This window comes from Bacillus halotolerans, assembly GCF_004006435.1.
Lineage (GTDB): Bacteria > Bacillota > Bacilli > Bacillales > Bacillaceae > Bacillus > Bacillus halotolerans.
In genome coordinates this window covers 1,811,082-1,835,000 of record NZ_CP029364.1, presented here as the reverse complement: position 1 = coordinate 1,835,000, position 23,919 = coordinate 1,811,082, and the positions used below count along the sequence as shown (strand labels likewise).

General features: G+C 45.1%; 19 protein-coding genes, 5 tRNA genes and 2 rRNA genes (1 of these 26 cut by a window edge). 13 read left to right on the top strand and 13 right to left on the bottom strand.

The annotated features are described in order from the left end of the window. From DIC78_RS09215 to DIC78_RS09195, 4 genes are all read left to right on the top strand, one after another. Positions 1 to 1,737, top strand: a 23S ribosomal RNA gene (locus tag DIC78_RS09215); it begins 1,191 nt to the left of the window's first position. Between the two features lie 53 nt (positions 1,738 to 1,790). Further along, positions 1,791 to 1,906 (top strand): 5S ribosomal RNA (gene rrf / locus DIC78_RS09210). Between the two features lie 595 nt (positions 1,907 to 2,501). Continuing rightward, on the top strand, positions 2,502 to 3,935 hold the full coding sequence (locus tag DIC78_RS09200) for a SulP family inorganic anion transporter (RefSeq protein ID WP_059352999.1): 1,434 nt from the start codon (positions 2,502 to 2,504) through the stop codon (positions 3,933 to 3,935). 145 nt (positions 3,936 to 4,080) lie between these two features. After that, positions 4,081 to 5,001 carry a bile acid:sodium symporter family protein gene (locus tag DIC78_RS09195; protein ID WP_081638220.1) on the top strand — a complete coding sequence of 307 codons (921 nt, stop codon included), beginning with the start codon at positions 4,081 to 4,083 and terminating at the stop codon, positions 4,999 to 5,001. 9 nt (positions 5,002 to 5,010) lie between these two features. On the opposite strand, the gene DIC78_RS09190 is transcribed toward DIC78_RS09195, so the two are convergent. The 13 genes from DIC78_RS09190 to DIC78_RS09130 form a co-directional block, all read right to left on the bottom strand. Then, positions 5,011 to 5,763, bottom strand: a complete 753-nt coding sequence (locus tag DIC78_RS09190; RefSeq protein WP_127696147.1) for an alpha/beta hydrolase — start codon at positions 5,761 to 5,763, stop codon at positions 5,011 to 5,013. After that, entirely contained in the window at positions 5,760 to 6,770 is a 1,011-nt protein-coding gene (gene feuC, locus DIC78_RS09185; RefSeq protein ID WP_106021132.1) for an iron ABC transporter permease FeuC, read from the bottom strand. The genes DIC78_RS09190 and feuC overlap by 4 nt, the downstream gene beginning before the upstream one ends. Next, positions 6,763 to 7,767, bottom strand: coding sequence for a FecCD family ABC transporter permease (locus DIC78_RS09180; protein WP_127696145.1), 1,005 nt, complete (start codon positions 7,765 to 7,767; stop codon positions 6,763 to 6,765). Before DIC78_RS09180 ends, feuC begins: the two co-directional genes overlap by 8 nt. Before the next feature lie 18 nt (positions 7,768 to 7,785). Next, a complete protein-coding gene (gene feuA / locus DIC78_RS09175; protein ID WP_099043616.1) occupies positions 7,786 to 8,739 on the bottom strand; it encodes an iron ABC transporter substrate-binding protein FeuA in 954 nt (317 codons plus the stop codon). A gap of 90 nt (positions 8,740 to 8,829) precedes the next feature. After that, positions 8,830 to 10,410: a bacillibactin transport transcriptional regulator Btr gene (btr, locus tag DIC78_RS09170; protein ID WP_127696923.1), complete on the bottom strand. Its 1,581-nt coding sequence runs from the start codon at positions 10,408 to 10,410 to the stop codon at positions 8,830 to 8,832. Positions 10,411 to 10,613: 203 nt separating this feature from the next. Then, on the bottom strand, positions 10,614 to 11,858 hold the full coding sequence (locus DIC78_RS09165) for an exo-beta-N-acetylmuramidase NamZ family protein (protein WP_127696143.1): 1,245 nt from the start codon (positions 11,856 to 11,858) through the stop codon (positions 10,614 to 10,616). A 13-nt stretch (positions 11,859 to 11,871) separates the two neighbouring features. Further along, positions 11,872 to 13,800, bottom strand: coding sequence for a glycoside hydrolase family 3 protein (locus tag DIC78_RS09160; protein WP_127696141.1), 1,929 nt, complete (start codon positions 13,798 to 13,800; stop codon positions 11,872 to 11,874). Positions 13,801 to 13,822: 22 nt separating this feature from the next. After that, positions 13,823 to 15,160 carry a penicillin binding protein PBP4B gene (gene pbp4b / locus DIC78_RS09155; protein ID WP_127696139.1) on the bottom strand — a complete coding sequence of 446 codons (1,338 nt, stop codon included), beginning with the start codon at positions 15,158 to 15,160 and terminating at the stop codon, positions 13,823 to 13,825. 54 nt (positions 15,161 to 15,214) lie between these two features. After that, entirely contained in the window at positions 15,215 to 16,582 is a 1,368-nt protein-coding gene (locus DIC78_RS09150) for a PTS transporter subunit EIIC (protein WP_127696137.1), read from the bottom strand. 25 nt (positions 16,583 to 16,607) lie between these two features. Further along, positions 16,608 to 17,459, bottom strand: coding sequence for a MurR/RpiR family transcriptional regulator (locus DIC78_RS09145; protein ID WP_127696135.1), 852 nt, complete (start codon positions 17,457 to 17,459; stop codon positions 16,608 to 16,610). A gap of 15 nt (positions 17,460 to 17,474) precedes the next feature. Beyond that, complete coding sequence (gene murQ, locus DIC78_RS09140; protein WP_127696133.1) at positions 17,475 to 18,389, bottom strand: N-acetylmuramic acid 6-phosphate etherase; 915 nt, start codon at positions 18,387 to 18,389, stop codon at positions 17,475 to 17,477. Positions 18,390 to 18,499: 110 nt separating this feature from the next. Beyond that, positions 18,500 to 18,982, bottom strand: coding sequence for a GNAT family N-acetyltransferase (locus DIC78_RS09135; RefSeq protein WP_101860238.1), 483 nt, complete (start codon positions 18,980 to 18,982; stop codon positions 18,500 to 18,502). Positions 18,983 to 18,993: 11 nt separating this feature from the next. Continuing rightward, on the bottom strand, positions 18,994 to 19,449 hold the full coding sequence (locus DIC78_RS09130; protein ID WP_024120027.1) for a 2-thiouracil desulfurase family protein: 456 nt from the start codon (positions 19,447 to 19,449) through the stop codon (positions 18,994 to 18,996). Between the two features lie 181 nt (positions 19,450 to 19,630). Here DIC78_RS09130 and DIC78_RS09125 point away from each other — a divergent pair. The 9 genes from DIC78_RS09125 (at position 19,631) to DIC78_RS09085 (ending at position 23,905) form a co-directional block, all read left to right on the top strand. Further along, positions 19,631 to 19,705: transfer RNA gene (locus DIC78_RS09125), tRNA-Glu, on the top strand. A 3-nt stretch (positions 19,706 to 19,708) separates the two neighbouring features. Next, a tRNA-Val gene (locus DIC78_RS09120) sits at positions 19,709 to 19,784 on the top strand. 4 nt (positions 19,785 to 19,788) lie between these two features. Then, positions 19,789 to 19,861, top strand: a tRNA-Thr gene (locus DIC78_RS09115). Positions 19,862 to 19,880: 19 nt separating this feature from the next. Beyond that, a tRNA-Tyr gene (locus DIC78_RS09110) sits at positions 19,881 to 19,965 on the top strand. A 4-nt stretch (positions 19,966 to 19,969) separates the two neighbouring features. Further along, positions 19,970 to 20,041 (top strand) — tRNA-Gln (locus tag DIC78_RS09105). Between the two features lie 230 nt (positions 20,042 to 20,271). Continuing rightward, entirely contained in the window at positions 20,272 to 20,835 is a 564-nt protein-coding gene (gene sigW / locus DIC78_RS09100; RefSeq protein ID WP_010332813.1) for an RNA polymerase sigma factor SigW, read from the top strand. A gap of 13 nt (positions 20,836 to 20,848) precedes the next feature. Next, entirely contained in the window at positions 20,849 to 21,475 is a 627-nt protein-coding gene (gene rsiW, locus DIC78_RS09095; RefSeq protein WP_059292084.1) for an anti-sigma-W factor RsiW, read from the top strand. Between the two features lie 161 nt (positions 21,476 to 21,636). Then, entirely contained in the window at positions 21,637 to 22,458 is an 822-nt protein-coding gene (gene cdaA / locus DIC78_RS09090) for a diadenylate cyclase CdaA (RefSeq protein WP_024120028.1), read from the top strand. Continuing rightward, the gene (locus DIC78_RS09085; protein WP_127696131.1) at positions 22,451 to 23,905 is read left to right on the top strand and encodes a CdaA regulatory protein CdaR; all 1,455 of its coding nucleotides are present in this window, start codon (positions 22,451 to 22,453) and stop codon (positions 23,903 to 23,905) included. The genes cdaA and DIC78_RS09085 overlap by 8 nt, the downstream gene beginning before the upstream one ends. The last annotated feature ends 14 nt before the right edge of the window (positions 23,906 to 23,919 follow it).

Sequence of the window (23,919 nt, the reverse complement as noted above, 5' to 3'; positions counted from 1 at the left end):
GTATCACCGAAGCTGCGGACTGTTCTTCGAACAGTGGTAGGAGAGCGTTCTAAGGGCTGTGAAGCCAGACCGGAAGGACTGGTGGAGCGCTTAGAAGTGAGAATGCCGGTATGAGTAGCGAAAGAGGGGTGAGAATCCCCTCCACCGAATGCCTAAGGTTTCCTGAGGAAGGCTCGTCCGCTCAGGGTTAGTCGGGACCTAAGCCGAGGCCGAAAGGCGTAGGCGATGGACAACAGGTTGATATTCCTGTACCACCTCCTCACCATTTGAGCAATGGGGGGACGCAGGAGGATAGGGTAAGCGCGGTATTGGATATCCGCGTCCAAGCAGTTAGGCTGGGAAATAGGCAAATCCGTTTCCCATAAGGCTGAGCTGTGATGGCGAGCGAAATATAGTAGCGAAGTTCCTGATTCCACACTGCCAAGAAAAGCCTCTAGCGAGGTGAGAGGTGCCCGTACCGCAAACCGACACAGGTAGGCGAGGAGAGAATCCTAAGGTGATCGAGAGAACTCTCGTTAAGGAACTCGGCAAAATGACCCCGTAACTTCGGGAGAAGGGGTGCTCTGTTAGGGTGCAAGCCCGAGAGAGCCGCAGTGAATAGGCCCAGGCGACTGTTTAGCAAAAACACAGGTCTCTGCGAAGCCGTAAGGCGAAGTATAGGGGCTGACGCCTGCCCGGTGCTGGAAGGTTAAGAGGAGCGCTTAGCGTAAGCGAAGGTGCGAATTGAAGCCCCAGTAAACGGCGGCCGTAACTATAACGGTCCTAAGGTAGCGAAATTCCTTGTCGGGTAAGTTCCGACCCGCACGAAAGGCGCAACGATCTGGGCACTGTCTCAACGAGAGACTCGGTGAAATTATAGTACCTGTGAAGATGCAGGTTACCCGCGACAGGACGGAAAGACCCCGTGGAGCTTTACTGCAGCCTGATATTGAATGTTGGTACAGCTTGTACAGGATAGGTAGGAGCCTTGGAAACCGGAGCGCCAGCTTCGGTGGAGGCATCGGTGGGATACTACCCTGGCTGTATTGACCTTCTAACCCGCCGCCCTTATCGGGCGGGGAGACAGTGTCAGGTGGGCAGTTTGACTGGGGCGGTCGCCTCCTAAAAGGTAACGGAGGCGCCCAAAGGTTCCCTCAGAATGGTTGGAAATCATTCGCAGAGTGTAAAGGCACAAGGGAGCTTGACTGCGAGACCTACAAGTCGAGCAGGGACGAAAGTCGGGCTTAGTGATCCGGTGGTTCCGCATGGAAGGGCCATCGCTCAACGGATAAAAGCTACCCCGGGGATAACAGGCTTATCTCCCCCAAGAGTCCACATCGACGGGGAGGTTTGGCACCTCGATGTCGGCTCATCGCATCCTGGGGCTGTAGTCGGTCCCAAGGGTTGGGCTGTTCGCCCATTAAAGCGGTACGCGAGCTGGGTTCAGAACGTCGTGAGACAGTTCGGTCCCTATCCGTCGCGGGCGCAGGAAATTTGAGAGGAGCTGTCCTTAGTACGAGAGGACCGGGATGGACGCACCGCTGGTGTACCAGTTGTTCTGCCAAGGGCATCGCTGGGTAGCTATGTGCGGACGGGATAAGTGCTGAAAGCATCTAAGCATGAAGCCCCCCTCAAGATGAGATTTCCCATTCCGCAAGGAAGTAAGATCCCTGAAAGATGATCAGGTTGATAGGTCTGAGGTGGAAGTGTGGCGACACATGGAGCTGACAGATACTAATCGATCGAGGACTTAACCTAATTTCTAATGATGTCACACCTGTTATCTAGTTTTGAGAGAACACTCTCAATTGTTTGGTGGCGATAGCGAAGAGGTCACACCCGTTCCCATGCCGAACACGGAAGTTAAGCTCTTCAGCGCCGATGGTAGTCGGGGGTTTCCCCCTGTGAGAGTAGGACGCCGCCAAGCAAGGTAAAGACCAGTTCAGCTGAACTGGTCTTTTTTATATTTGTACTGATTCGTTTTTCTCGATGTTCATTTTTTCAAGGTTTCGGCTTTTGAAGCTCTCTAGTATTTTTAATACTAATACAATAGCCAGCATGATCAACATGCTGAGCGGCACGCCGGTTAACCGATTATGTTTATCACCCGCAGGATTTAACGGTGGTTTCATGCGCTGTAGATAGGCCGCAGCTTTCTGAGCTCTTTACGGAAGAAACGCCGCTGGAAAACTCGAGTCCGCCATCCAAAACTTGATGGGCATAGACCCGGTATCAATGTTCAAGCAGTCAAAACGATTCTTGTTTCTGATCCTGATATGATGTATCATGGCAAATGGCTCAAATATGTTGAGCCATTTTTTTTCTTCAGCATTTGACCTTGCACATTTGATTAAAATTTATTATGATACTCTTTGTATAATAACTCCTTACCTCAATACACTATACTCAACGTTTCCCCTTTTTCTCCGAAAGTTTTTCTTTTCATTTTCTTCCGTAAAATAATTAAGCTCCCAATACAACAGAAACGGTGCGGATTTATTTTTAAAAAGGAGTCGTTATATTTGAATAGTTTTACATTAAAACAGCAGTGGTTCGGTAATATCCGAAAAGATATTCTTGCTGGTATTTTGGTGGCGTTAGCCTTAATACCTGAAGCGATTGGTTTTTCTATTATTGCCGGCGTTGATCCAATGGTTGGTCTTTATGCTTCATTTTGTATTGCCATTATTATTTCTATTTTTGGCGGAAGACCGGGGATGATTTCGGCTGCGACTGGTTCGATGGCTGTTGTGATGGTGTCGCTGGTTGCCGATTACGGGCTTCAGTATTTATTTGCGGCCACCATTTTGACAGGTGTTATTCAGGTGATCTTAGGCATCAGTAAAATTGCGAGATTAATGAAATTCATTCCTCGTTCTGTGATGATCGGGTTTGTGAATGCGCTGGCGATTCTGATTTTTTCTGCGCAGCTGCCTCAATTTGAAGGTGCATCTTGGAGCATGTATGCGATGCTTGCCGGATCATTGGTTATTATTTATGTACTGCCTAGGTTTACGACTGCGGTGCCATCTCCGCTTGTCGCAATTATTGTGATGACGATTATTGCGGTCACATTCCATGTGGATGTGCGGACGGTTGGAGATATGGGCAATATCTCTAGTTCATTGCCTCATTTTCTAATACCTGATGTTCCATTTACCTTCGAAACGCTCAAAATTATTTTTCCTTATTCCATTGCTTTGGCGTTTGTCGGTTTGCTTGAATCTTTGCTGACAGCACAGATTATTGATGAAATGACGGATACGGACAGTGATAAAAATAAAGAGAGCCGCGGACAGGGAATCGCGAATATCGTCACTGGATTTTTTGGCGGTATGGCGGGCTGCGCTATGATCGGACAATCTGTTATTAATACAAAAGCGGGCGGCCGCGGACGGTTATCAGCCTTTGTTGCCGGTGCTTTTCTTATGTTTTTAATTGCCGTTTTGAGTCATGTTGTTGTAAACATTCCGATGGCTGCGTTAGTGGCTGTTATGGTTATGGTATCTGTCGGCACATTTGATTGGTCTTCTTTAAAAGGCTTGAAAAAAGCGCCGATTACAGATTCAATTGTAATGGTTGTGACGGTGATTACGGTTGTCGTGACGGATGACTTATCGAAAGGCGTATTCGTCGGTGTTCTGTTAAGTGCCGTATTCTTCGTAGCCAAAATCTCGAAGCTGAAGATCGTTTCTCATGCAGAAGATCAAAAGCTGAGAACGTATCAAGTGAAGGGACAGATCTTTTTTGCGTCAGTAACTGATCTTACGAATGCGTTTATCTATCAAGAGGATATCGAGCGAGTTGTCATTGACTTGACCGATGCTCACGTATGGGATGATTCAGGAGCGGCTGCGCTTGATAAAATTGTTGCGAAGTTTAAAGAGCAAGGAATTGAAGCTGAATTAAAGGGGCTGAATAATGCAAGTAAAGCCCTTATGAAACAGATGGCATAAAAGTATGAAAGTCCAGATTGATGAGATCTGAGCTTTTTTATATAACATATGGTTGAACTGCATTGATATAATAGAGAGAAAGAAATTTTTAATAGGGGACTTGTATATGATGCTTCAGAAGCTGAACCGTGTATTGGGGAAAGTCATGCCGCTTTTGACACCGACTAGTGTTGTGCTTGGCGTGCTGCTGTCTCAGTTTTTAAATGGATATGAAAGCGCAGTGCCTTGGATATTTGCTTTTATTACGTTTGCGGGCAGCTTGAGCGCGAACTTTCAGTCTTTAAGACACGCCTTGGCGCATCCTCTTCCTATGATTCTTGCATTATTTGTTCTTCATATTTTTATGCCGCTTTTCGCCTGGGGCAGCGGACATCTCATATTTCAAGGTGATCCATTAACGATCACGGGTTTGACATTAGCAGTTGTCATTCCTACAGGAATTACGAGTTTGATTTGGGCTGCAATGTACAAAGGAAATGTTGGTTTGACGCTTTCTATCATATTGATTGATACCGTGCTGTCGCCGTTAATCGTTCCGCTGAGTCTTTCTGTGCTGGCCGGTGCCCAGGTTCACATGGATATCTGGGGAATGATGAAGGGTCTGATTGTGATGGTAGTGATTCCTTCATTCCTGGGCATGCTGTTTAATCAGATGTCATCTCCAGAAAGAACCGCGGCGTTGAGCAGTACGCTGTCTCCCTTTTCAAAGCTGTGCCTGATGGCCGTGATTGCGATTAACAGCTCTGCGATAGCTCCTTATTTCAAAGCGATTGATTTAAGATTTTTAGGGATTGCTGTCACTGTTTTTTGTATCGCGTTAACCGGGTATGCTGCGGCGTGGTTTATCGGAAAAATGATGAAAAGGCGGCAGGAGGAAATTGTCTCTCTTATTTTTACGGGAGGCATGAGGAATATCAGTGCCGGCGCTGTTCTTGCCGTCACTTTCTTTCCGTCTCAGGTGGCTGTTCCGGTTGTGATTGGCATGCTGTTTCAGCAAATCCTGGCTGCCTTGTTCGGCTATATGCTGAACCGTTTCGAATTAAAACCGGTCTTGCAGAAGGCATGAAAAAACCGCTCATATGTTGGAGCGGTTTTTTCCGTATAGCCATTCCAGCGCATTGATAAATTGTTTGCAGAAATGCTTGCGGTGGTGCACCGCCCCTTTTTCAATGACGAGGCACAGCTGATCTTGAGTGAACCCTTTTTCTATTAGGCTCTCGTGCACGTATTTTGTTTTTTGGAGCATCGTCTGCTGAATCGATTGTTTTCCGGCGCCTTCTTCACTGCCGACAGACATAAAAATACGCGTTGAACCCGGTCTTACAGAGGAAGTATAGATAGTTTCTGCTGCGTTCTCGTACCAGTATGAACTTGAGAGAGATCCTATTTTTCCAAATAATGATGAATGTCTCAGAAAGGCGAACATTGAGATGAGGCCGCCTAATGAGGCGCCGATCATACCTCTGGATTGAGCCCTTCTGGAGACATTCCAATTTTCTTCCACAAACGGAATGAGCCGGTTTGTTATTTCAGAAAGATAGTCAGCCCCCTTACCGCCGAAGTCTAGAAACTGATCACTGAGTGATGCGGCGGGCCAAGGAGTGTACTCGTCGAGCCGGTTTTTAGGCTCTATGCCGATCAGCACGAGCTCAGGCACCCTGTTTTGATGAAACCTGTTTTCTATCAGTTCTAGTTGACCTTGAAACAAAGAACCGCCATCCTGTACGTAAACAGAAGGAAATGCCCTGCTGTCCGTACTGTAGGAAGGAGGGAGATACAGCTTAAACATCCTGTCGCCCGCCTTATGCTCCGATAAAGATCCGTTCAAACACTCTCCCCCTTTTTTTGCTTGAAAAGCAGGTATAAGAAATACGGAACACCGAGTATCGCCAAAATAATGCCGGCTGGCACTTCTGCGGGCTGGAAAAACAGTTTTCCGGCAAAGTCTGCGCTCAATACAAGCAGCATGCCGATCAAACCGCTCAAAGGCAAAATATAGCGGTGTTCGACACCGGCCAATCTCCGGGAAATATGAGGCGCGATTAAGCCGACAAATGCCATGCTTCCCGCTACAGAGACACAGGCGCTAATGATGGCGACACAGGCGACGAGCAGAATGGTTTTTTCTTTATTTGACGAAATGCCAAGGCTTCTGACTGTGTCTTCGTCAAAGCGGATGGTATCGAGCAAACGAGACTTGGCCAGAAGAATCGGAATAAACAGCAGCATCCACGGAAGAACAGCTGTGATATATGTCCAGTTTGCCGACCAGATGCTGCCGTTTTTCCATACCATGGCCATTTCATAATCTTGCGGGTCCATTTTTAATGATAGAAACAAAGACAAAGCGCTGAATCCTGAATTAATCGCGATTCCTACCAGAATAATTCTGCCTGAATCTAAATTGCCTCTGTTCCAAGCGAATATGTAAATCATGACTGCAGCAGCCAGTCCGCCGATCAGGCCGAAAAACGGCATTCCCATTGCCGCGACAATCGAAGTTACTTCTTTCTGGCCTTGGAACAACAGCATAAACGCCACAATACCTGCCCCTGCTCCCGCATTGATTCCCAATATTCCCGGGTCTGCAAGACCGTTTCGTGTGATGGCCTGAATGACAGCTCCTGCTATGCCAAGTCCGAGTCCGATAATGGCTGCCATGACAATCCGCGGCAGTCTTAAGTCAAACAGCAAAACTTCATACTGCGGATTGGGATTGATCTGAAAAAGAGTGGAGAGCAGCTCTGTCGGACGAACAGAAAATGATCCGCTGGTCATGCTGAAATAACTGACGAGGAGAATCAATACGATTAACACTGCATATTTTTTAGCCATTTTGCTCTCCTCCTTTTCGTTTGATCAAATAAAGGAAGAAAGGAACGCCGATAATAGAAGTCACAACCTCAATCGGTGTTTCAAATGGATAATTGATAAATCTGCTGGCGAGATCGCACATCGTTAAAAAGACGCCGCCCAAGATGCAGGAACAAGGAATCAGTCTGTTATAATCTGAGCCGACGAGAAATCTCGTGATATGCGGGACGACTAAACCGACAAACGCAATTTTTCCGGCAAGCGCTACAGCACTTCCGGTTAAAATGATGACAGAGATCATTGCCATGATTTTGATCGTTTTTTTCTTTTGGCCCAAACTCTTAGAGATATCGTCGCCTAGTGATACAGCGGTCACCTTTTTGCTGAGAGAAACAGCTATGACGATACCCGCAAGGAAAAATGGAACGGCAAGCTTTAGAAAGTCGGGGCTCATTTGATGAAGTCTGGCGCTGTACCAGAAACTCAGATCCTGTGAAATTTGAAAATAGATCGATATGGCAGCCGCTAAACTATTAAGCAGCATGCTTGTGACTGTGCCAATGATGGCTAGCTGTACGGGCGTAAACCCGTTAGGCAGCATTGTTGCCAGGCCGAATACCAATGCAGCTCCAAATGCGGAGCCGATAAAAGAGTAAATAATCATTTCAAGCGAAGATGATTGCGGAAGCAGAACCATACAAAGCGTGATGATAAACGCGGAACCATCTGAAACACCCATAATTGAGGGCGATGCCAAATAATTGCGTGTGATGCCTTGCATGAGCGCTCCAGATACAGCAAGGGCTGCCCCAATGAGCAGAGCGCCGGCAGCCCTTGGAATCCGGGAATGCCATATGATTTGATGGTCTGTGTTTCCCGGATCAAAATGAAAAAGTGATGCAAAGACAATATCAGCATTAAGCTGCTTTGCGCCATAGAGGACGGAAAGCAGCAATGATAATGCAATAGCAAATGGAGAAGTAATCAAAATGATACGTGTCCACTGTTTTGAATACATACAAAAACCTACTCTAATTTAGTCTTGTGTTAATTTTTCAGATGCCGCTTTCAGGAAGCGGACTTTGCTCCAAGCCGTACCGCCTTGTGCAAGAGGATCAACTGAATTGACGTACACATGATCTTCTTTGACTGCTGTGAGGCTTTTCCAGATTGGATTTTTCTCTAAATCTTTTAATGCATCAGGTTTATCCGCATTTTCATCATCAGAAAATTGGACGAAAATGTGGTCAGGGTTCATTTCACTGAGTTTTTCTAATGAAATCAGCTCTTGCGCTTTTGCGGCTTTGACTTCATTCGGTGCTTTAAGGCCTAAGTCGCCATAAAGAGTTGAGTTGAAGTACACTTGTTCAGGATAAATGTAAATATTCCCTTGTCTGATTCTGATGACAAGCGTTTTTGAATCTTTTGCTTGTTTACTGATTTTCGTTTTTGTTTCTTTTAGATCCTGTTCATAGTCTGCAATGATTTTTTTCGCTTTTTTCTCTTTTCCAGTCAGCTGGGCAAGCAGCATCATATTTTCCTTCCAGTTTGATGAGATGTGTGAAACCGGAATGGTCGTGCCGGCCGTGCTTATTTTTTTCAGGGTTTTTTCAGGGAACTTTGTAGATGCCAGGATCACGTCTGGCTGCATCTCAAGAATTTTTTCAATGTTTGGTTCCATTTTTTCCCCTGTAGGTGTTGCTTTATCTGTGATGTCCTTGAACATTTCAGGGAATTTTCCGGAGAATGAGATTGCACCCTGCGGATGAACGTCCAGCAGTTTTGCGTCTTCCATGGATTCAACGCTTCCCGTAATGGCAATCTTATCTGTCGGTACGTTTACTTCGTACGTTTTATCCAAATACTCGATTTTCTTTTTCTCGGACTTTGTGCCGCTCGCTTTGCTCGCAGAGGATTCTTCCTTGCTGCCGCAAGCTGCCGCCGTGAGTGCGAGAAGCAAGATTAATAAGGTAAGAGATAGCTTTTTCATCTATAGTGCCTCCTGTTCAATTGATAACTATTATCAATTGGAATTATAGAGAATGAACAGACATAACACCATGGACAAATTCCATATTTATCATGGACTATCACCGGATAGCATAGAAATGGTTTGCTGAACAATCCGCTCGTGCCCGCAAGCCGAGTACTCATTCCATGGGTCTGAAGAGAGGTGATACACACGTCCGTTCCGCACTGCGCTTAGGTTTTGCCATATTTCCGACTGTTTTAATTGCTGATAATAAGCAATGGTTTCCGGCTCTTTAAAAAGAAAGAGCATGATACAGTCAGCTTGGCAATTTGTGATGTCTTCTAATGAAATCGCTTGTTCTGAAGGCGTGTCAGCCGGTTTGAATCCTAAATCTTCAAAGAAAACTTCGCGGACGCTGCGATTATGCGCCACATAAAAGCGCTGCTTATGCAGACGAAGAAAGAGATAACGAAACTCTTGAGCGTGCAGCAATGTCTTTTTAGCGGCAGCCGTCTGCTTGTCATAGGCTGCGAGCCACTTTTCAGCTTCCGATTCTTCCTTTAAAAACGAGGCGGTGTGCAGAAAGTGTGCTCTCCAGTTTTCTTCTGCAGGAAGGTAACATACTTCTGCAATGCTGTTCAGGCGCTTTTGTTCTTCTGAAGAAACAGAATCCATGCTGAAAATGATATCGGGTTCAGCTTGGGACAACGTCTGCAGGTTTTCCTCCCATTTTTCATTAAACCGGTATGCGCTGAGCTGTACTGGAATATCTGCTGAATAATGCTGATAATAGTAAGCCGTCCATTTTGGATGGAGTGCGGCTGCAAACGGTATGTGATGCAGAGGAATGAGCTGTCCCATTGTTCCCTTTCCATAGGCGGCTAGTTTTTGCCTGCGTTTTTTCATATAGCTTGTAGGTGAAGAACCTGTGTGCTTTTTAAAGATTCTGCTGAAATAAAATTCATCTTGATAGCCGGTTTGATGGGCGATTTCTTTCAGTTTACAGTTGGATCTTGCCATAAGCCGCTTTGCTCGGGTAATCCGAGTTTTTGTAATGAATTCTGTTACGCTCTGGCCTGTCCATTTTTTAAAGGTTTCGCTGTAATGCTTGGCGCTGATTCCTGCAATTTTTGAGAGCTGGGCAAGTGTAATTTTTGTATCGGCATGAGTTTCAATGTAATGTATTGTTTTTTCAATCGCAGATTGTGTATCGTTTTGATCGGATACATGAGCTGTGAATAGATCATAAATCAGGCTTTGAACCTCTATCACACATTTTAATTGAGAAAGCTGAGCTGATTCTGTCCATATTTCTGCAAGTTCTTGAAGCCGGGCTGAAAGGTTTTCGATATGTGAAACATTCACAAGGTTTAGACTGGATAAATCAGTTTCAGTGCATGGTTTTAAGAGATCTTGCCGGGTTTCCGCTGTATAGCAGTGAAGCCTGATCAGACACACATCTATATTTCTCTCTTCTGCAGGTGTAATGCCGAATGTCTCATGAGGCGGACAAACATACAGTGTCTTTTTTTGGAGAGGAGCGGTTCTTGTTCCGATAGAAATATGTCCATCTCCTTTTAAATGAAAGATCAGCACGAATGAGTCGGTCAATTGCTGTTCTGAGAAGAGATCACTCGTTTTCTTCATATATTCAATTTGTACCGGATGATAAATCATTGAGTTTTGCAAGGAGAAGACCACCTTTTCAGAAACGCTCGCTTAAATGATAATCATTTTCAATAAGATTGTACCAAATAAATGAAAGTTTTCCTATATAAAGCGTGTTGTTTTTGGATTTAAAAAACCCTTGCCGCAATGTGCGGGCAAGGGAAAATGATCATGCTTTTGTTGGGTAAGAAAATGTTACACGTGTAACATACCATTCTTAAGTCTTAATATAGGAGATATTGTTTTCTGGTTTTATTGAATTGCTTCAGCTGTTTTTGATAGGTGTCAATGATTTCATCAATTGAAGCACCGTTCTTGATTTTCGTTCTAATCCAGCCGTTGCCTGCCAATTTATCAAATGAGCCAGACGCTAGGAACTGAAAATCATCAGGATAGAGATCATGTATCATTTTAATAAGCGACAGTCCTGTTTTAACCGCTTCAAATTTTTCTCTGTCCGTAATATAGAGCTGCACGCCGTGGCAAAGTGTTCCTTGATGTTTAGAGAACGTTGGAGTGAAGGAGGAAGCTCTGAATGTAACGCCAGGCAGAGCAAGACTGTTCATTTTTTCTGCAAGCTCTGTGCTTGTGATAAAGGGAGCTCCGATCAACTCGAATGGCTTAGTCGTTCCCCGCCCTTCAGATACATTTGTTCCTTCAATTAACCCTGTTGCAGGGTATACAAATGTGCTCTCTGCGGTTGGCATGTTCGGTGAAGGGAGGACGAAAGGCAGTCTGGTTTCGTCAAAATCCATAGAGCGTTTCCAGTGTTTCATTTTTACGACTGACACATCAGCATTAATATTAAATTCCTTGTTGAATAGTAAAGCCAATTCTCCAATGGTCATCCCGTGCTTTAACGGAATAGGATAGAGTCCGACAAAGGATGCGTACTCGGGCTCCAGCACTGGTCCTTCAACCTTTTTTCCGCCTTGGGGATTCGGACGGTCCAGCACGATAAAAGGAATTCCGTTTTCTTTAGCGGCTTCCATTGCATAAGCCATTGTATAAATGTACGTATAGTAACGAGTCCCGACGTCCTGGATGTCAAATAGAAGAACATCGACATTTTTCAGCATATCAGGAGTGGGTTTTTTCGTTTTTCCGTAAAGGCTGTATACGGGAACCCCGGTTTTTTCGTCAATGTAAGAGCCTACTTCGTCTCCTGCCTGAGCGTCGCCGCGAACGCCGTGCTCGGGCCCGAATAAAGCTGTCAGCTGTATATCGGGGTCTTCGAAAAGAATATCTACGCTGCTTTTAAGGGATGCACTCACACCTGTTGGATTGGTAATCAGTCCAACTCTTTTTCCCATTAGCTGCTTTTTGTGTCGTGACAAGAGGATATCAATGCCGGTCTGGACTTTAGGTTTTTTTGCTGTTTGTTTTTCTGAATCAGGCGAAGCTGAGGCAGCCGTCATTGTCCCGAACATCATAAGCCCTGCGAGAAGAACCAATACCGTTTTCTTCATATGCTCCTCCTTATTAAAGCGGTTTTCCCGTTTTGATGTTTACTCCATAGCCAAATGGATAAAGGATGTCTCCCGGTTTTGTGACGGATGGAATGTCGACTGGCAGCGTGCCCTTTGGCTTTGATTGTCCGAAGATCGCTTTAACGCCGGCCGGAATATTCGGCTGAAGATAACGCCCGTTTGCATATCCTTTAAAACCATAGACGGCAATCAAAGCTCTTGCTTCTTCGAAATTGGCGGCATCATATGGATTGCGCAGACTCATTAAGACAAATTGCTTTTTGTGCTGCAGTGCGGCATTCATGACAGCTCTCGGAAAAGCGGTGGCCCATTTGCTTGAATCTGTTACCGTGTCGTCGATGACACCGTCGTTGACGACAGGGTCATTTTTTACAACGTAAGAGCCTGTAATAATATAATCAGCTTCTTTTACTTGTTTTTCATGCTCAGCATTAAATACCTTTTCTGCAAAGTTGATTTTGTTAAGAGAAACAGATTTGATTTTTTTTCGCTGCATTAAATCGTGAATGGTTTTTTCAATGGATGCTGTTTGTTCCTCGTAAGGTGCGGCAATTAAGATTCGGCTGCCTTTTTTGGGTTTGAACGGCAAGGTATGCTGATCATTTTTTAATACTGTCACTGCCTTTTCAGCGATTTTTTGCTCTGTCTTCGTATGGTGTTTGCTTCCCACTGTTTTGAGTGCTTTCTTCACCTTTTTATCTATGTTGCTGTCATGCTGAGCGGGGTAAATACCGCGCTTTATTTTCAGGGAAATGATTCTTTCCACCGATTTGTTGATTTGCTGTAAGGGAATGTCTCCATTTTTAACAGCTTCTTTTAAGGAGTCAATCACGCTTGCCAATTTTTGTTCATCTTTCAAAGATGTAACTGAGACAGGCATTAACGCGATATCAACACCGGCCTTTATGGCCATGACGACCGCCTCTTCATGACCGAAATGATCTGCTATGGCTTTCATATTGAGAGCATCAGTGACGATTACACCGCCAAATCCCATTTCCTCCCGAAGCAGCCCGGTCATTACTTTCTTTGAAAGTGTAGCGGGAACCATAATATCTGATCCATCAAGCTTGCTTTTATATGTGGTGTCATCAAAGGCTGGGAATTGAACATGAGCTGTCATCACCATATCTGCTCCGGCATCAATCGCTTTTTGAAAAGGATAGAGTTCAACCTCACGAAGCCGTTCCTGGTTATGAGAAACGAGCGGCAGTCCATAATGGCTGTCAACGTCAGTGTCTCCATGTCCCGGGAAATGTTTAAGAGCAGAGGCGATATTTTGCCGTTGCAAACCTTTCATAGAATATAAACCGAGTCGTGCTGTCAGTTCACGATCAGAACTGAATGATCTCACACCGATCACGGGATTATCAGGGTTATTATTAATGTCCAAGACTGGGCTGAAATCTGTATTGATGCCTAAGACAGAAAGCTCTTTTCCAATCATGCTGCCGGTCTGATATGCATTGATTCTGCTTCTTGTTGCGCCAAGCGCCATATTGCCTGGGAAATTAGTGCCCTCCCCTAATCTCGTCACGATCCCGCCTTCTTGATCAATGCTGAGTAAGAGCGGAATCTTAGGGCTGGCCTTTTGATATGCGTCTGTCAGCCGTACCGTTTGCTCAGTTGTTTTTACATTTTCTGCAAAAAGTATGACGCCGCCGAATTGATATTTCTTGATGAGGCCAGCGACTTCCTCATTCATTTTTGTGAAGGCTTGCGGAGAAGACTCACCTTCCTTTTTCCAGTTTCTGAAATCCGGCATCAGCATCTGGCCAAGTTTTTCATCTAACGTCATACGATCAACGATCTGCTTGGCATCATCTGAGCTGCGGGGTTTTGCTACAGCTGTCTGACTGACGCCGAGAAAACATGAAAGAAAAAGGACGGTGGAAAGGATAAGCGAAATGACAGGTTTCATAACAACTTCCTCCTATCGTCGATTATTTCATTGCTTCATAAATCGCGGTAATGACGCTTCCGTAACTGCCTGTTGAAAATTGGTCACCCTCAAACACGTTCGGATTTTCCGCTGGATCAGCGACAGGTGAATGCTTTTTATTTGTTAACAAAGCGATGCCTAAATTGTATGCCGGATCAATGATGGTAACCGTTCCTGTCCAGCCAGTATGTCCGTACGCATTTTCGCTTGCATAAGGGCCAAACATCCATTCCATGCTTTTACTGCCGTTTCGCCGCCATCCAAGGCCGAATGTCGGATCTGTTGCTGATGGCGCCGTAAATAGGTCAGCTGTTTTCTGATCGAATAATGAAACGTTTCGGTACGTTCCTTTGTTTAACATGACTTGAAGCAGAATCGCCATATCATCAGCGTTTGAAAACAGTCCGGCGTGGCCTGAAACGCCTTCCATCGAATAGAATGCTTTTTCGTCATGTACTTCTCCTTGCAGCGTGTCTATGCGGATATGAGGGAAATGGATAACACCGTCTCGTGTATTGCCCATACGTTCAGTGGCTGCGAACTGTTTTGCTTTAAAGCCCTTTTGCAGCGGATTGTACAACGTATGTTTCAGCTTCAGCGGTTTGTAGAGCTCTTGTTCCGTATAGACATCAAGCGGTTTGCCAGTGAGTTTTTCGACAATACAGCCGAGAAGCATGTATCCAATGTCACTGTATACGTGTTTTGTTCCTGTTTCATAATCCAGCGGGATTTTCATCAAGTATTCAATGGTTTTCTCCCGCTCTTGCGAATAATACATTCCGGCTTTTTCCGGGCTGTAAAAGTAGAAGCTGGATGGAAGCCCTGATTGGTGCTGCAGGACATCAATGACACGAATGTTATCTTTCCCTTTGATGCGATCTGTAGGCTGATCCTTGAAATCAGGCAAATAAGCAGATACCTTTTCATAAACGTCGAGTTTGCCTTGGCTGACTAAGCGCTGTAAAGCAAAATTGGCCGCATACATTTTTGTATTTGATGCCAAGTCAAACATCGTGCGGGTTTTCATTTTTGCCGGACGGCGCAACAGTTCAGCCCCGTCATATTTTTTACTGTAGCCGTATGCTTCTTTTTTGATCATACGGCCGTCCTTCACGACGACCAGAACGGCGCCGGGGAATCCTGCTGCAATGTCCCGTTCAATCATCTGATCAACCTTCCTTAGTTTCTTCGACGAAAACTGTGCAGTTTCTGGATTTATTGTTTTCGGCTCAACCTGGTTGTCTGCTTGATGAAGGGCGGTTTGTGCGAAGGCTTCGTTCGGCGTCAGAATGGACACGGTTAAAATAGCGCTGAGTAATGCTAATGTCTTCGTTCTCACAAGCTTGCTCCTTTCCGTGTTTCTATGCCGTTACTATTCCTAAAACGTCATCATTTAATCGAACTGGGCAGCCATTTCATCTTTATATCCGAAAGCGTAGGTCAATAAAAAGCCTGCCGCATAGGAAATAAAGAGACCAATGATATATAAGATGATTTGTGAAGGCAGCACCAGAAAAGAGAGCGGCAATCCGGAGACGCCGAGCGCAACTGTGGCTACCTGAAAATAAGCTTGAAAAGCTCCGCCGATACCCGCCCCTAAGCATGCTGTCAAAAACGGACGGCCAAGCGGCAGCGTTACACCGAATATAAGCGGTTCACCGATGCCGAGCAGTCCTGAAGGAAGACCCCCTGTGATCGCTTTTCTCAGCGTTTTTTTCTTTGTTTTAACGAAGATGGCGAAGGCTGCGCCCACTTGTCCCGCGCCTCCCATAGCAAGGATAGGGAGAAGCGGGTCATCACCGATCGAATTGATGAGTTCCATGTGCACCGGCGTCAGGCCTTGATGTAGCCCGGTGACAACAAGAGGGAGGAAGGTCGCGCCCAGAATAAAGCCTGCAGCGATTCCGCCGATGTCTAAGATGGACAGAAGACCGGATGTGATGACATCTGAAATGAACCCCCCTAAAGGCATGAAAACGACGTACGTCAATATTCCAGTGATCAAAAGCGAAACTGTTGGAGTTACGATAATATCGAGTGATTGAGGAATAAAGCGGCGGACGAATTGTTCTGTGTAAGCAATGAATATAGCTGCGAATAGAACGCCGATGAGCCCTCCCCTGCCGGGAAGAAGCTGTTCTCCGAATAAGCTGATCTTTGCGATTTCCGGGTTAATGATCAGAATCCCTGCAAGAGCGCCGAGAGCGGGCGTCCCGCCAAATTCTTTTGACGCGTTAATGCCGACGAGAATGCCGAGATAAGTGAACAGGCCTGATCCGATGACTGTCAATACAATTGCTGTTTGTGATTCAGCAGAGAGCCAGCCGGCTTGGATTATCGCTTTGGTAATTCCGGTAATTAAGCCTGAAGCGACGAGTGCGGGAATGAGAGGTATGAAGATGCTGGCTATTTTACGTAAAAAAAGCTTAAACGGGGTGGCGTTCTTACGATTGATATCGGATTTCTTTTTGGCTGCGGCCTCTTTTAGATTAAAATCTTCTTCTGATGATACCAGCTTCGAAAAAGCGGCGGTGACATGATTAACGACACCAGTGCCGAGGATAATCTGCAGGGTTTCAGCTTCGACGACTCCAAGGACGCCATCAAGTTCTCTTAACGCCTTACTATCCGTTTTGCTGACATCGTAAGGCGTAATGCGCAAGCGGGTCATGCAATGCGTATAGGAAGAAATATTGGATTTCCCCCCGCATAGCTCAAGGATTTTTTCCGCCAGAGTATTGTAGTGTTTTTCTTTGCTCATACAAACCCCTCCCTTTCAAGATGCCTTATGTCTTTCTCATAGATTTGATTGCTTCTCTCGTTTTATCAATGCAGCCGACCGTTTCTTCATACTGCTCGGCCGCCATGCTTAAAAACAAAACATCAATCATAAAAAGCTGGGCGAGACGGGAGGAAGTGGCTGCGCTTCGAATCAGGGCCTCGTTGGAATGGGCTGTATATAATGAAACGTCGGATAATGCAGTGACGGAGGTTTGGCTGAATTGTGTGAGGCTGATGATTGTGACGCCTTTTTCCTTTGCCATCGAAAGCAGCTCGATGATTTCCTGTGTCTCACCTGAAAATGAAATGGCAAATACAATGTCTTTCTTATCTGCATTTGCGATTAAAGATGCCACAAGATGAGTGTCCGTGAAAGCAGTCGCCTGTTTATGAATTCGAAGCCATTTTTGCTGGGCATCCTTGGCGACAATTCCCGAGGCGCCCAGACCGAAAAAATGTACAGTGTTCGCTTGAAGCAGCAGAGAAACGGCGCGCTCAAGCTCTTGATAATCCATGAGATCTGAGGTGTCTTGAATTGCTTGAATAGCATTGCCGGCTGCTTTTTCAGAGATGGAAGGCAGCGATTCATGAGGAGCGATGTCCCGGTAGCCTTGAACAGCAGGTTTTGCCAGATCGCCCGCTACCCTCATTTTTAAATCCTGAAATCCTTTTAGTCCCAGTGATTTGCAGAGCCTGATGACGGCAGCGTCACTTGAATTAGCTAAGGCGCTGATTTCGCTGACTGTGCTTTCTATCGCTTTGTGGGGATGGGCTAATATGTAGTCCGCAAGCTTACGCTCTGATTGTGGCAGCTTGTGTTTCATTGATTGAATGATAGCTAAACCGCCTGTCGCCATTACTGTCTCTCCTTATCATGAATGGTAGTTTTCAATTGCTTTGTCTATAAAACCGTTCGCTTCATCAAGCAATGTCTTCGCTTTGTTTTGATCTGTGCTGGTTTTGAGCATAACAATTGCTGTTTTGACATGAAGATTCGCCTGTTCAAGTGTGTATTGCGCTTTCTCATAAGAAACGTCTGTAAGGCTTTGAATGATGCTGATGGCGCGTTCTTTTAGTTTTTTGTTGCTGACATTGACATCCACCATCAAGTTTTCGTAGACCTTGCCGATTTTGACCATTACAGCGGTGGATATCATGTTTAGAATCATTTTATGAGCGGTTGCGGCTTTCATACGTGTCGAGCCTGTAATGACTTCTGGCCCGACGACGACTTCAATGCTGTGATCAGCGTGTTTGCTGATGGCAGATTGACTGTTACAGGTAAGGGAGACGGTGTTTGCTCCGATTTTGCGGGCGTATTTCAGCGCACCTGCTGCATAAGGCGTACGGCCGCTTGCTGCAATCGCGATCACTGTATCGGCTGAGGTGAGATGGATGGATCGTAAATCCTCGGCCCCTGCTTCTTCATGATCTTCAATCCCCTCAGCCGCCTGCAAAAATGCGTTGGGACCGCCGGCCATTAATCCGATTACCTGATCAGGACTGACGCTGTAGGTCGGAGGACATTCAACTGCGTCCATCACACCGAGTCGGCCGCTAGTGCCTGCACCTGCGTAAATGAGCCGTCCGCCATTTTGAAAGGATTCATACGCGCATTCGACGGCTGCTTCGATATCGGGAAGGACACGCTGAACGGCGGCAGCGACTTTGATATCTTCATTGTTAATCATTTTTAAGATATCGAGGGTATTAGCTTTGTGTATTTTCGATGTTTGGCTATTGCGTGATTCCGTTGTAAGATTGTGAAGATTCAATTGTTCTGACATGAGGATGCCCCCTGTGTAAAAATAAATATATCTCAATATTCAGTATATTCATTTCTGTTATGATATTTCAACTATCATTTTTAATTTTTGAAACTTTATTTCAAAAGAGGCTATAAGAAATAATGAAGTATCAGCTGTTCGCCAAGCGGCCCGATTTTTCGGCGTCCTTTATCAAGAAATCCGGTTTTCATATAAAGCTGCTTTGCACGGGTGTTCAGGTGATTGACGGCTAAAATGATTTCATCGCACCATGGGAAATACCCGTTAACAAAAGAGGGGAGCTGAAGCATGGCTTTTTTCGCATAGCCTTGTCCGTGGTGGGCAGAGTTTAATGATAAGGAACTGAGCAATAAAGCAAATGGATTGTTGGAATAGGGAGCAATGGTTTCTTTTGACGTATGTAGAATGAAAAAGCCTATTGGCAGATCACCTTTTAAGATGACAACCGGATAGCGCTCCTGAATGCTTAGGGCCTGGGTCAGCACCTCTTTAGGGAGAGCGGTAAAGCGTTTGTCATCATCGTGTAAAGTAAATGCGTAAAGCTCCGGCAAATGCTCAGGCTTATAGAAGGATAAAGAGATATCTTGCATCATGATGAGCCTCCTTACAATATGTCGTCTAACTGGTTTTCAGAAATTACACGGTACCCCGCTTGTTTTAATAGCGCGGCGGTTACTCCGTTTCCAGCGATTTTTTTGCCTGAAAATGAGCCATTATAGATGAAATTGCTTCCGCATGATGGGCTGTTTTCTTTCAATATGACGGCAGAGGCGTTGATTTCTTTTGCGTAGGCCAATGTTTGGGCCGCGCCCTTCATATATAAATCTGTTACATCTTCTCCTGAAGACGTTATGATTTTCGCGGCTCCACTAAGAACATCCTCACCAGTGCCTCCGATGATTTCTGCTGGTTCTCGGGGAGTGGAGAAGCCGCCGAGAAGTTCAGGGCAAGCCATCACTGCTTGTTTTTCTTCAATCAGTTTTCGGATTTTCTCTGATGCGGCATGCGAACCGTTGTATCTGCATTCAATGCCGCCGAGGCAAGAGCTGACTAGTATCATATTGGTTTCTCCTCTCTTAATTCGATCTATATCTATCTTAAAATAAATGATAAATGTTAGGAGGCTTTTTCAGTTAAAAAAGGGGTTAAAAAGTTTGAAAATAAAAAATTTAAATTTCCTCTTTACAAAAGGGGGGGAACCTGTATATAATAACTTTTGTCAGCTCGACGAGAACACAAACGGCCCGTTGGTCAAGCGGTTAAGACACCGCCCTTTCACGGCGGTAACACGGGTTCGAATCCCGTACGGGTCACCATTTGGAGGATTAGCTCAGCTGGGAGAGCATCTGCCTTACAAGCAGAGGGTCGGCGGTTCGAGCCCGTCATCCTCCACCATCTTGCCGGTGTAGCTCAATTGGTAGAGCAACTGACTTGTAATCAGTAGGTTGGGGGTTCAAGTCCTCTTGCCGGCACTGTTTTTCTTAAAAATATGGAGGGGTAGCGAAGTGGCTAAACGCGGCGGACTGTAAATCCGCTCCCTCAGGGTTCGGCAGTTCGAATCTGCCCCCCTCCACCATCATTGGGCTATAGCCAAGCGGTAAGGCAACGGACTTTGACTCCGTCATGCGTTGGTTCGAATCCAGCTAGCCCAGTCACAGACACCTTTTGATCAAAGGTGTCTTTTTTCTTTTTGAAAAAATCATTCCAACTTCTAACTGTTCAGTCTGTATAATAATTTTAAAAATATGTTAAGGTAGTTTATTCACAAATTGCCATCTACACCCTGCCAAAAATTTGTTAAACTTATTTTATAAAAAAATTGAAACCTTTAGAAACGAAGCTCGTATACATACAGACCGGTGAAGGCAGAGGTTAGATAAATATGGAAATGATGATTAAAAAGAGAATTAAGCAAGTCAAAAAAGGCGATCAAAATGCATTTGCGGACATCGTAGATATTTACAAGGATAAAATTTATCAGCTTTGCTACCGTATGCTTGGCAATGTGCATGAGGCGGAAGATATCGCACAAGAGGCTTTCATCAGAGCGTACGTCAATATCGACAGTTTTGATATCAACCGGAAATTTTCAACTTGGCTTTATCGAATTGCGACCAACTTGACCATTGACCGCATTCGCAAAAAGAAGCCGGATTATTACCTCGATGCAGAAGTGGCGGGTACAGAAGGCTTGACGATGTATTCCCAAATCGCCGCAGATGGAGTTTTGCCTGAAGATGCAGTCGTATCGCTGGAGCTTTCACACACGATTCAGCAGAAAATATTAAAGCTTCCTGACAAATACAGAACTGTCATTGTATTAAAGTATATTGATGAACTCTCATTAATTGAAATCGGCGAGATTCTGAACATTCCTGTGGGGACTGTAAAAACGCGGATTCACAGAGGCAGAGAGGCTCTTAGAAAACAATTAAGGGATCTTTAAGTGGGGTGATGAAATGAGCTGTCCTGAACAAATTGTGCAGCTTATGCATATGCATCTTGATGGAGATATCCTTCCGAAAGATGAACAAGTATTAAAAGAACATCTGGAGGCATGCGAGGAATGCAGAAAGCATTTTTATGAGATGGAAAAATCCATTGCGCTCGTCCGGAGCACATCGCATGTCGAAGCCCCCGCCGATTTTACCGCTAACGTCATGGCAAAATTGCCTAAGGAGAAGAAAAGAGCTTCTGTGAAAAGATGGTTCAGATCCCATCCGGTTATCGCGGCTGCTGCGGTATTCATCATTTTGATGGGCGGAGGATTGTTAAACAGCTGGCACAATGACCACAACTTCAGCGTGTCGAAGCAGCCGAATCTGGTCGTGCAAAACAACACTGTGATCGTGCCTGAAGGTGAGACGGTCAAAGGTGATGTCACCGTCAAAAACGGCAAGCTGATTATTAAAGGGAAAATAGACGGGGATGTAACCGTTGTAAACGGAGAAAAGTATATGGCCTCTGCTGGACAAGTCACCGGTCAAATTGAGGAGATTAATCAATTATTCGACTGGACATGGTATAAAATGAAGTCTGCGGGGAAAAGTGTATTCAATGCATTAGACCCGAACGGAGAAGAGTAAAGCGTGTTGTGCGCTTTACTCTTTTTTTAGGTTCTCAAACGGCTGGCATATTTCACTTGCCAAAACGAAATGTGGTATAATGGGCTCGCTATGTAAAGTACATATGCGTAACACATTAAACTTCAAAATACGAAATGACTGAATTCTTGGAGGACGAGGAAATGGCTTTTGAGGATATCCCTTTTTTGCAGTACCTCGGCAATGCCGTTGATATTCTCCTTGTTTGGTATGTGATATATAAACTGATTATGGTGATACGCGGCACGAAGGCGGTTCAGCTCTTAAAAGGAATCGTTGTGATCGTGCTTGTCCGTATGGCCAGTCAATATTTGGGCCTCAGCACGCTTCAGTGGCTGATGGACCAAGCGATAACATGGGGATTTTTAGCAATTATTATTATCTTTCAGCCTGAGCTGAGAAGAGCGCTTGAACAGCTTGGACGGGGCCGTTTCTTCTCGAGGAGCGGCACGCCGGTTGAGGAAGCGCAGCAGAAAACAATTGAGGCTATAACGAAAGCGATCAATTATATGGCGAAACGCCGGATCGGCGCCCTTTTAACCATTGAGCGGGATACGGGTATGGGGGATTATATTGAAACGGGCATTCCTTTGAATGCAAAGGTCAGCTCTGAGCTCTTGATCAATATTTTTATCCCGAATACACCGCTTCATGACGGAGCGGTCATTATGAAAAATAATGAAATTGCCGCTGCCGCCTGTTATTTGCCGCTTTCTGAAAGCCCGTTCATTTCAAAAGAACTGGGAACGCGGCACAGAGCGGCTGTCGGAATCAGTGAAGTTACAGACAGTTTGACGATTATCGTGTCTGAAGAGACCGGCGGCGTCAGTGTGGCGAGGAATGGCGACCTTCACAGAGAGCTGACGGAAGAAGCGCTGAAAGAAATGCTTGAAGCAGAGTTTAAGAAGAACACCAGAGAGACTTCTTCTAACCGTTGGTATTGGAGGGGCAAGAAAAATGGATAAATTCTTAAACAACCGCTGGGCTGTGAAAGTCATTGCGCTGCTTTTCGCGCTCTTGCTTTATGTAGCGGTTAACAGCAACCAAGCACCAACTCCGAAAAAACCAGGTGAATCATTTTTTCCAACATCTACAACTGATGAGGCAACACTGACTGATATACCGGTTAAAGCATATTACGATGATGAAAATTATGTCGTGACGGGCGTTCCGCAAACGGTGAATGTCACGATAAAAGGTCCGACAAGCGCCGTGAAGAAGGCGAGACAGACAAAGAATTTTGAGATATACGCGGATATGGAGAAGCTGAAAACCGGCACGCATAAGGTCGAGCTTAAGGCCAAAAACGTGTCGGATGGGCTGACGATATCCATTAATCCGTCCGTGACGACCGTCACCATTCAAGAACGCACGACAGAAAGCTTTCCTGTTGAAGTGGAGTACTACAACAAAAGCAAGATGAAAAAAGGCTATTCTCCGGAGCAGCCGATTGTCAGTCCTAAAAATGTACAGATTACCGGTTCTAAAGCCGTGATTGATAATATTTCTCTTGTGAAAGCTTCGATAAACCTGGAAAATGCAGATGAAACGATTGAAAAGGAAGCGAAAGTGACTGTCTATGATAAAGACGGAAACGCGCTTCCTGTCGATGTGGAGCCCTCGGTCATCAAAATTACCGTTCCGGTGACAAGTCCGAGTAAAAAAGTGCCCTTTAAAATTGAGCGGACAGGAAGCCTTCCTGACGGGGTCAGCATAGCGAATATCGAATCAAGTCCCAGTGAGGTGACGGTTTACGGCTCGCAGGATGTCTTGGATTCTCTTGAATTTATAGATGGTGTCAGCTTAGATTTAAGCAAAATCAAAAAGGATTCTGATATCGAGGCAGATATTCCGCTTCCTGACGGCGTCAAAAAAATCTCGCCGTCAAAGGTGACGTTGCATATAGAAGTAGATAGTGAAGCGGATCAGACGTTTGAGAATGTCCCTATTAAGACTGTAGGGCTGAGCAGCTCACAGAACATTGAATTTCTGGATCCGGAATCACAAACGATAGATGTTACGGCCAAAGGCTCTCCCGGCAACATAAAAAAACTGCAGAAATCAGACATAGAATTGTATGTGAATGTATCTGATTTAGATGACGGAGAGCACAGTGTGAAGCTTGAAGTAAACGGGCCTCAAAATGTAACCTGGTCCTTGGGGCAGAAAAATGCAAAAATCAAGCTTACGTCTAAAAAAACGAATACGACAACAAAAGATAACAGCAATACGACGTCAGGGAACCAGGATGACACTGATGACAAGACGAATGACAAAGAGAATAATCAGCGAGAAGATACAACGAACAGCGATAAAAACAATGATGATCAAAATCAAGACGAAAACCAAGATCAAAATCAGGATCAGGATGAAGATGAATCAAATACAGGTTCACAATCTTCATCAGAATAAAAAAGGAGCGATTA